The organism is Paenibacillus forsythiae T98 (genome assembly GCF_000520735.1).
GTDB lineage: Bacteria > Bacillota > Bacilli > Paenibacillales > Paenibacillaceae > Paenibacillus_AQ > Paenibacillus_AQ forsythiae.
Genome location: NZ_ASSC01000711.1, coordinates 1 through 8,195 on the forward strand (window position 1 = coordinate 1; position 8,195 = coordinate 8,195).

At 55.7% G+C, this 8,195-nt stretch carries 9 protein-coding genes and 1 pseudogene; 9 read left to right on the plus strand and 1 reads right to left on the minus strand.

Going from position 1 to position 8,195, the window contains the following annotated elements; all coding sequences use genetic code 11:
• Nucleotides 1–335 (plus strand): annotated as a pseudogene (locus L692_RS33105) (CDP-diacylglycerol--serine O-phosphatidyltransferase); the annotation flags it as partial.
• A gap of 84 nt (nt 336–419) precedes the next feature.
• Here the strand turns inward: L692_RS33105 and L692_RS0121875 are convergent.
• Entirely contained in the window at nt 420–815 is a 396-nt protein-coding gene (locus L692_RS0121875) for a nucleoside triphosphate pyrophosphohydrolase family protein (protein WP_025702135.1), read from the minus strand.
• Nucleotides 816–1,009: 194 nt separating this feature from the next.
• Between L692_RS0121875 and L692_RS0121880 the strand changes: the two genes are divergently transcribed.
• The 8 genes from L692_RS0121880 to L692_RS29785 all read left to right on the plus strand — a co-directional run.
• Nucleotides 1,010–2,098: a PIN/TRAM domain-containing protein gene (locus L692_RS0121880; protein ID WP_025702136.1), complete on the plus strand. Its 1,089-nt coding sequence runs from the start codon at nt 1,010–1,012 to the stop codon at nt 2,096–2,098.
• Nucleotides 2,099–2,273: 175 nt separating this feature from the next.
• On the plus strand, nt 2,274–2,972 hold the full coding sequence (ispD, locus tag L692_RS0121885) for a 2-C-methyl-D-erythritol 4-phosphate cytidylyltransferase (RefSeq protein ID WP_025702137.1): 699 nt from the start codon (nt 2,274–2,276) through the stop codon (nt 2,970–2,972).
• Nucleotides 2,969–3,457 carry a 2-C-methyl-D-erythritol 2,4-cyclodiphosphate synthase gene (gene ispF, locus L692_RS0121890; RefSeq protein WP_025702138.1) on the plus strand — a complete coding sequence of 163 codons (489 nt, stop codon included), beginning with the start codon at nt 2,969–2,971 and terminating at the stop codon, nt 3,455–3,457. The genes ispD and ispF overlap by 4 nt, the downstream gene beginning before the upstream one ends.
• 50 nt (nt 3,458–3,507) lie before the next feature.
• Nucleotides 3,508–4,971 (plus strand): glutamate--tRNA ligase, encoded by a 1,464-nt coding sequence (gltX, locus tag L692_RS0121895; protein ID WP_025702139.1) that lies wholly within the window; start codon nt 3,508–3,510, stop codon nt 4,969–4,971.
• Between the two features lie 486 nt (nt 4,972–5,457).
• The gene (gene cysE / locus L692_RS0121900) at nt 5,458–6,150 is read left to right on the plus strand and encodes a serine O-acetyltransferase (RefSeq protein WP_025702140.1); all 693 of its coding nucleotides are present in this window, start codon (nt 5,458–5,460) and stop codon (nt 6,148–6,150) included.
• Between the two features lie 53 nt (nt 6,151–6,203).
• The gene (cysS, locus tag L692_RS0121905; protein WP_025702141.1) at nt 6,204–7,610 is read left to right on the plus strand and encodes a cysteine--tRNA ligase; all 1,407 of its coding nucleotides are present in this window, start codon (nt 6,204–6,206) and stop codon (nt 7,608–7,610) included.
• Complete coding sequence (locus L692_RS0121910) at nt 7,607–8,017, plus strand: Mini-ribonuclease 3 (protein WP_025702142.1); 411 nt, start codon at nt 7,607–7,609, stop codon at nt 8,015–8,017. Before cysS ends, L692_RS0121910 begins: the two co-directional genes overlap by 4 nt.
• Nucleotides 8,018–8,035: 18 nt before the next feature.
• Nucleotides 8,036–8,195, plus strand: a 160-nt coding sequence (locus tag L692_RS29785) for an RNA methyltransferase substrate-binding domain-containing protein (RefSeq protein ID WP_036724945.1), incomplete at its 3' end; no start/stop codon positions are given.

An 8,195-nucleotide genomic window follows, 5' to 3' on the forward strand; every position in this document is an offset into this window, starting at 1 on the left:
CGACGCTGTCCCTGTTCCATAAGGATGTGTCCCCGCTTTTTATGATTATCGCTGCGCTGCTGCTGTCTTACCTGATGGTCAGCACGGTGAAGTATCCGAACTTCAAGAAGGTCGGAATTCCCAAAAAAGCGGTCGTCGGCGCGCCGATCGTCATTGTTGTTGCTGTCGCCGTTGCCGTTGTTTTCCCGGAGCAGATTTCCAAGATGATCTTTGTTCTGCTGGCGCTGTACGCCCTGTACGGTTTGAAGCAGAATGTTGACAGACTGGCGGCCAGACGCCGTCGCCGCAATAGAAGACGTTCGGATGACGAGGCTTATCACTCCAAGAACGGGTAAGCTCCATATCCTGATAATGAAAGAGCCGGTATTCCCGCCTGCATGGTGCGGTAACCGGCTCTTGTTTATGTTTTCGGCGGGCTTCTACGACAAATTGAACAGTCCGAGGGTTGCGCATTTTTGGGATTCCTTCACAACGACCTCGTCCATATTGATCCCGAGCAAATTGCACAGCGCCGACATGTAGAACAGCTCCCGGCCAAGCTCGGAACCAATAACCTCGCGGCAGTTCTCGCATAGCTCTCCCTGAACGTGGGTACCTGCGTTTTCCTTCGCCTTCTCCAGACTTACCCCGGCTTCAAACACCTGCTTGTTGGCATGAAGCTCGATACAGCCGCATTCCGTAATCGCCTTGACGACGGCACGATTGACCGATGCGCTGCTCTGACCGTTCTTGGACAGAACATCCAGAAGACTGCGGTGTCTAAGCAGCAGCTCGGAGACCTGGTCTTGAAAAGCCTGTAAACTCGGTGCGCTCATTTGCCTTCCCTCCGTTTCTTAAATTGAGTTCATTATATGATACGCTAAAGCCCTTTTTCAACGGGTACTAAGCCGCAAATCGGGACAAGCTTATCTTTCCGCGCATTAAAAAAATGGGCCTCCCGCGATTACCTTCCTGAAAATTGGAACATACTGGAGGTAGATCGTGAGATTAAGGGAGGTGCGTTAAAACCATGTGGAAAAAATGGGTTTTATTATTTGCCGCATTATGCGGAGGCTTTGCGGGCTACTCAGTGTATCATGCCGCAGAGCGGGATTTTCCAAGAGGGATGAGCCGGCTGGGAAGCAGCCTGCCGATTGGAGGCAGTCTTTTGTTTGCGGTGCTGGGTGCCATTATTTTTTTGTTCGCGGTGGCGTTATGCGCAGATTGGGGGAAAGCGAGGCTGCGGGAGGCGGCGCGGTACTTCTCCCAGGTGCCGACGGATGAACTGGCCGCCGGAACGGCGGGGCTGATCGGGGGCTTGCTGCTGTCGCTGCTGCTCTATCCTTGCATGACATGGCTGGGAACGGCGGGCGAGCTTCTGCAGGTGCCGGTTACCGCGGGTCTGGGGTACCTGGGGCTGCGAATCTGCCTGGAAAAGAAGAAGGAGCTGGCGTCGCTCTGGGCAACCGGAAGATTCGGACCTGCGGCGGAGCCGGAAGCCCCCGGGCCGGAGGAGCACAAAATTCTCGATACGAGCGTTATTATCGACGGGCGGATTGCGGATATCTGCAAGACGGGATTCATCGAGGGAACCATCGTCATTCCTGAATTTGTGCTGGAGGAGCTGCAGCATATCGCCGACTCATCCGATTTGCTCAAGCGCAACCGGGGACGCCGGGGATTGGACATTCTGAATAAAATACAAAAAGAGCTGGACGTGAAGGTACTGATTTATGAGGGGGACTTCGAGGAAATTTCCGAGGTGGACAGCAAGCTGGTCAAGCTGGCAAAGGTGCTGCATGGGAAAGTCGTGACCAATGATTTCAATTTGAATAAAGTGTGCGAGCTGCAGGGCGTCTCCGTGCTTAATATCAATGACTTGGCCAACGCGGTGAAGCCGGTGGTGCTGCCGGGCGAGGAAATTATCGTCCAGGTCATCAAGGACGGCAAGGAGCATGGACAGGGCGTCGCCTATCTGGATGACGGAACCATGATCGTCGTGGAGGGTGGCCGCGAATTTATCGGCAGCACGATGGAAGTGCTTGTCACGAGCGTGTTGCAGACGTCGGCGGGACGGATGATTTTTGCGAAGCCGAAGCTTCTGGAGAAAGCGCAGTAATACCGGGGCGTTTAAACGGACAAACCGTTTGAGCGCCTTCTTTCTGTTTGCCGGGCGAAAGCCGCGCAAGGCTTGGAAAAGCCCGCCAAACGCGCTATGATGGGGGTATACAGGAGCAACCCGGCAGGCCAAGGGCGCGGGGGAGCCCTCGAATCAAGGACAGGAGCTTACAAGAATGGCAAAAAGTGTCGGCGTCGTCGTTGTGGCGGCAGGCAGAGGAACGCGTATGGGAACGGAAGAGAGCAAGCAGTACCTGCTGCTCCAGGGCAAGCCAATCGTCTTGCATACGCTGGAGGTGTTCCAGCGGCATGAGCGGATCTCGGAGATTGTGCTTGTTGCCGGAGCGGAGGACAGGGAGCGCTGCCGGAAATGGATTGACGAATACGGGCTGAGCAAGGTAAAAGACATCGTAGCCGGAGGCGCCGAGCGGCAGCATTCCGTATACCGGGGACTGGAACGGCTAAGCACGGAATGGGTTATGGTCCATGACGGAGTCCGGCCGTTCGTGCGTCCCGCTGATATTGATGCCTGCTATGAAGAAGCGGAGCGAACGGGCGCGTCAATTCTTGCCGTTCCGGTCAAGGATACGATCAAGCAGGTGGACGGACAGGGAAGAGTGCTCTCCACGCCGGACCGGCGCAGTCTGTGGGCGGTTCAGACTCCGCAGACCTTTCGTCTGTCACAGCTGCGCGCGGCCTACGAAGCGGCGGAGAAGGAGGGATTTGTCGGCACCGACGATTCCAGCCTGGCGGAGCGGGCCGGGATACCGGTCGCGGTGGTGGAAGGGAGCTATGACAATATCAAGATTACAACGCCGGATGATTTGGAATATGCGGAATTTACAGTTGCGAAGAGGAGAGAGGGACAAGCATGATCGCTGTAGGACAAGGATTTGACGTGCACCAGCTGGTCGAAGGACGGCCGTGCATCATAGGGGGAGTAACGATTCCGTATGAGAAGGGGCTGCTTGGCCATTCGGACGCCGATGTGCTGCTGCACGCGATCAGCGACGCCATTCTGGGCGCGTTGGGGCTAGGCGACATCGGACGGCATTTTCCCGACACGGACCCCGCCTTCAAGGATGCGGACAGCCTGAAGCTGCTGGAGCATGTCTGGGGGCTGGCGAAGGAGCGTGGCTACCGTCTGGGAAATATCGATTCCACCATTATCGCCCAGAAGCCGAAGATGGCTCCCTATATTCCGCAGATGACGGAGATTATCGCCCGGGCGCTGGAGGCGCAGCCGTCCCAGGTCAACGTCAAGGCGACCACGACGGAGCAGCTTGGTTTCACGGGCAGGGGCGAGGGCATTGCGGCCCAATCTATTGTCTGCCTGCTCCAAAATATGCTATCATCATGAGATGACTGTGGTTGGGACGACCGGCCTAAAGAAAGAACGGAGGAACTCAAATGGGAGATCAAGTCCGGGTGCGCTATGCGCCAAGCCCTACGGGACATTTACATATCGGCAATGCCAGAACGGCCTTATTCAATTATCTGTACGCCCGCAGCCAGGGCGGCAAATTCATTATCCGGATCGAGGATACGGATGTGAAGCGCAATATCGCCGGCGGCGAAGAAAGCCAGCTGAAATATTTGAAATGGCTGGGCATCGATTGGGATGAGAGCATAGATGTCGGCGGCGAATACGGCCCATACCGCCAGACGGAACGGCTGGACCTGTACCGCGTATACTGGCAGGATCTGATTGACCGCGGGCTGGCCTACCGCTGCTACTGTACGGAGGAAGAGCTGGAAGCGGAGCGCGAGGAGCAGCTTGCGCGGGGAGAGACGCCCCGTTATTCCGGCAAGCACCGGAATTTGACCGATGAGCAGCGTGCCGCTTATGAACAGGAGGGCCGCGTGGCCAGCATCCGGTTTCGCGTTCCGGAAGACCGGACCTATTCCTTCGATGATATCGTCAAGGGCCCCATCTCCTTCCAGACAACAGAAATGGGCGATTTTGTCATTGTGAAGAAAGACGGGATTCCGACCTATAACTTTGCGGTCGCCGTTGACGACCATTTGATGAAAATTACCCATGTGCTGCGCGGTGAAGACCATATCTCCAACACGCCCCGGCAGCTTATGATTTATGAAGCCCTGGGATGGGAAGCGCCTTTGTTCGGCCATATGACGCTGATTGTCGGCCAGGACCACAAGAAGCTCAGCAAGCGCAACGAGTCCATTATCCAGTTCATTTCGCAGTACGACGAGTTGGGTTACCTGCCGGAAGCGCTGTTCAACTTTATTGCGCTCCTCGGGTGGTCGCCGGAAGGGGAAGAAGAGATCTTCAGCAAGGACGAGCTGATCTCCATCTTTAACGCCGAGCGGCTGTCCAAGAGTCCGGCCGTCTTCGACACGAACAAGCTGGCACATTTGAACAATCATTATATCAAGCATGCCGATCCGCAGCGAATTGCGGCTCTGGCTATTCCCCATTTGCAAAAGGCCGGAAGATTGCCTGCCGAGCTAAGCGATGAGCAGCGAGCCTGGGCCGAAAGCCTTGTCGCTCTGTATCAGGAGCAGATGGTGGCGGCCTCGGATATTGTCGGTCTGTCGGAAATTTTCTTCCGTACCGATCTGGGGCTGGATACGGAAGCGGCGGCTGTTCTGTCGGAAAGCCAGGTGCCGGCGGTGCTCTCCGCCTTTTTGGAGAAGATTGAAGCAAGTGAGGAGTTTATACCGTCCGCAATCGGGGCATTAATTAAGCAAGTGCAGAAAGAGACGGGGCACAAGGGCAAAGCGCTGTTTATGCCGATCCGTGTCGCCGTGACCGGGCAGACGCATGGACGCGATCTCAACGCGACCATTGCTCTCCTCGGACGCAGCCGTGTCATTGACCGTCTCAAGGCACAGATTAATAGAGCTTAAAGGGCTTGGCAATAGGCAAATGCTCTTGTCAGTCCTTGCGCTTTTCGCTAAGATATAAGGTAGAAGAATATCGAAAAAGCTGCGATCAGGAGAAGTACGCGTATAATAGCCATTTGCAGAGAGAATAACCGCGAAAAGGCCTGCCTTTTCAGGCTGGAAGTTATTCATGGCATACCGTGGAAAATGCGCCTGTGAGCTGTGCGGTTGAGCGGTTTCTGCCATTAGGCGCCGTTAGGCCGCGCCGGAGACATCACCGTTACGGATGCCAAGGGGGACAAGGAACCGGCCGCTGTTCAGGCGGGGAGTCATTGTCCAAGCAGAGTGGGACCGCGCGACGACGTCTCTGCAGCTTTATGCTGCAGGGGCGTTTTTTGTTGAATATAGAAGAGATACAAGCGGCCGCTTATAGAGATTACAGCAACGGCGGATTAACTTCTTCGCTCTGCCTGACAACAGGAGGCGAGGAAGCATGGAGGGGGAACCGCGATGTTTGAGTATATCAAAGAGGACATTCAGGTGGTGCTTGACAATGATCCTGCGGCCCGTAGCCGGTTCGAGGTCGTCTTTACTTATGCCGGGCTGCACGCGATTTGGGCTCACCGGATTGCCCATCGCTTATACCGGCGCGAATGGTTTACGGTGGCGCGTATGGTATCGCAATTCAGCCGGTTTATGACGGGGATCGAAATTCATCCCGGCGCGCGGATAGGCAGGAGATTACTCATTGATCACGGTATGGGCGTGGTAATTGGAGAAACTTGCGAGATTGGCGACGATGTTATCATCTACCAGGGGGTCACACTGGGAGGAACGGGTAAAGAGAAGGGGAAGCGCCATCCAACCGTTGGCAACAATGTGGTTATCGGCTCCGGAGCCAAAGTGCTCGGTTCATTCCGGATCGGAGATAATTGCAATGTCGGCTCCAATTCTGTCGTGCTGCGGGAAGTGCCGGACAGCAGTACGGTCGTGGGCAATCCCGGCCGGATTGTGAAGCGCAACGGAGAGCGGGTAAGGGACAGACTGGATCATACGAAGCTGCCCGACCCGGTTGTCGATTCCTTGCGTTTTCTGCAAAAAGAGATCGAAGAGCTTCGTCAGCAGATCGGCGGGGAAGACAGGCAAAAGGCGGAGCAGCGGCGGCTGGAAAGCGAGCATCATTTCGGAGATTACGAAATTTAACCAGGCAACTGGCGACGGCCCTGAAAAGGCCGAGCGAGAAAGGATTGAGCAGCATGGCGCTCACTATTTACAATACGTTATCACGGAGCAAGGAGGAATTCATTCCACTTGTTCCGGGCAAAGTCAAGATGTATGTATGCGGTCCGACCGTATACGGCTATATCCATATCGGAAACGCGAGACCCGTTATCGTGTTCGACATCGTCCGCAGCTATCTGGAGCAGCTCGGCAACGAGGTCGAATATGTGGTCAACTTTACGGATGTGGACGACAAGCTGATCAAGAAGGCCGAGGAGATGGGCATGACCGTGCCCGAAATGGCCGAGATGTTCATCACCGCTTTCTTTGAGGACACTGAAGGACTCGATGTGCGGCCGGCTACCCGCCATCCGCGCGTGACGCAGAGTATGGAGCTGATTATCAAGTTTATCAAGGAACTGGTGGATATGGGCTATGCCTACGAAAGCGGCGGGGATGTATTCTACCGCACCGCCAAATTCGAGAGCTATGGCAAGCTGTCCCGCCAGAACCTGGAGGAGCTTCAGTTCGGCATCCGCATTGAAGTCGATTCACGCAAGGAGAATCCTGAAGACTTCGTGCTGTGGAAAGCGGCAAAGCCGGGCGAGATCTTCTGGCAGAGCCCATGGGGCGACGGACGTCCCGGGTGGCATATCGAGTGCTCAGCCATGGCCCGCGAATTCCTGGGCGACACCGTCGATATCCACGGCGGCGGACAGGATTTGACATTTCCGCATCATGAATGCGAATGCGCCCAGAGTGAGGCGCTGACCGGCAAGCCGCTCGCCAATTACTGGATGCATAACGGCTTCGTCAACATCGGCGATGAGAAAATGTCGAAATCCCTCGGCAACGGTCTGCTTGTCAGAGACTTCCGCAGTCTCTACAAAGCGGGGGCGATCCGTTACTTCATGCTGTCGACGCATTACCGGAACCCGCTGAATTTCAGCGAAGAGGCGCTAAAATCGGCGGAGAAAAGCGTGGAGCGCATAGCAAGCGCCGTAGGCAACGTCAAGCACCGTCTGAGTTTGGCTGAAGGAGGCATTGCGGGAGAAGCGGGCGCGGCGCTTCGGGCCAAGCTTGAGAGCATTGTGAAGCAATATCATGAAAGAATGCAGGACGATTTCAATACGCCGGATGCCATTACAGCGGTATTCGAATGGGTGAACGCGGCCAATCTGGCGCTGGCGGACAATGATCTGGCACCGGCTGATCTTGCCGCGCTGCTGAAAGCTTTTGAAGAGATAAACGCCGTGCTCCGGCTCGTTCCGGAAACGGAGGAGGAGGGCGCCGACGACGAAATCGAGCGTCTGATTGAGGAGCGCGCGGAAGCGCGGAAAGCGAAGAACTGGGGCCGGGCCGATGAAATTCGCGATATTTTAAACGGTATGGGCATTGTGCTGGAAGATACTCCGCAGGGAATGCGTTGGAAGCGCAAATGAGCGAAGGCTGGTTTCCTTATGCGCCTTCCAAGCCGGTCAAGCTGATTTCGCCTATTGTGCTCGCCTATATCGGGGACGCGATTTATGAGGTGGCGGTACGCCAGTATCTCATTTCGCGTCCCAACCTGCGCCCGAACCATCTCCACCGCGCCGCGACCGGATTCGTGTCGGCCAAAGCGCAGAGCAAGATTCTGAGCTTGCTGGAGCCTGAGCTTACGGATGAAGAGAAGGATATTATTCGGCAGGGACGCAACGCCAAGTCAGGCACCATACCGAAAAATGCCGACGTGCTGGAGTACCGCTACGCGACGGCCTTCGAATGTCTGATCGGCTATCTGTATTACACGGGGCAGCAGGCAAGGCTGCAGGAACTGATACACAGCGGCATTCGGCAAATGGAAAGTTAGAACCGGGAGGGTACAACTATGGTTGAAGATTACGACAAGACCGAAGAAATACTGGCCGGCAAGCATTCGGTGCTTGAAGCGCTGAGGGCAGGCCGGACACTGAATAAAATATGGATCGCCGAGAACGCGCAAAAAGCGCTGACAGCCCCCATTGTGGCTGAAGCCCGTCAGGCCGGCG

Excerpts from the sequence above, each read along its gene's own strand:
- ispD (WP_025702137.1), top strand. The coding sequence starts at position 2,274 with ATGGCAAAAAGTGTCGGCGTCGTCGTTGTGGCGGCAGGCAGAGGAACG.
- gltX (WP_025702139.1), top strand. The coding sequence starts at position 3,508 with ATGGGAGATCAAGTCCGGGTGCGCTATGCGCCAAGCCCTACGGGACAT.
- L692_RS0121880 (WP_025702136.1), top strand. The coding sequence starts at position 1,010 with ATGTGGAAAAAATGGGTTTTATTATTTGCCGCATTATGCGGAGGCTTT.
- cysE (WP_025702140.1), top strand. The coding sequence starts at position 5,458 with ATGTTTGAGTATATCAAAGAGGACATTCAGGTGGTGCTTGACAATGAT.
- ispF (WP_025702138.1), top strand. The coding sequence starts at position 2,969 with ATGATCGCTGTAGGACAAGGATTTGACGTGCACCAGCTGGTCGAAGGA.
- L692_RS0121875 (WP_025702135.1), bottom strand. The coding sequence starts at position 815 with ATGAGCGCACCGAGTTTACAGGCTTTTCAAGACCAGGTCTCCGAGCTG.
- L692_RS0121910 (WP_025702142.1), top strand. The coding sequence starts at position 7,607 with ATGAGCGAAGGCTGGTTTCCTTATGCGCCTTCCAAGCCGGTCAAGCTG.
- cysS (WP_025702141.1), top strand. The coding sequence starts at position 6,204 with ATGGCGCTCACTATTTACAATACGTTATCACGGAGCAAGGAGGAATTC.